Raw genomic sequence first — 245 nt, 5'->3', positions numbered from 1 at the left:
TGAGTGGCGCTTAAATAAACAAGGAATTCCGGTATTTAAGCTATCAAATCATCAATTTATAGCTGCGGACAAACGATTTTTATATGATCAGTCAGAGGTGACTCCAACAATCAAAAAAGTATGGTTAGAATCTGATTTTAAACTGTACAATAGTCCTTATGATTTAAAAGAAGTGAAATCATCCTTATCAGCTTATTCACAAGTATCAATCGACAAGACCATGTTTGTAGAAGGAAGAGAATTTC

1 pseudogene is annotated in these 245 nt (G+C 33.1%); it reads left to right on the top strand.

From position 1 onward, the window contains the following. Positions 1–245 (top strand): annotated as a pseudogene (locus WKI42_RS10945) (serine hydrolase); the annotation flags it as partial.

The organism is Streptococcus pseudopneumoniae, from assembly GCF_038148935.1.
GTDB classification, from domain to species: Bacteria; Bacillota; Bacilli; order Lactobacillales; family Streptococcaceae; genus Streptococcus; species Streptococcus pseudopneumoniae_U.
The sequence above is the reverse complement of the archived record's forward strand: the minus strand, read 5'-3'. Positions and strand labels throughout refer to the sequence as shown.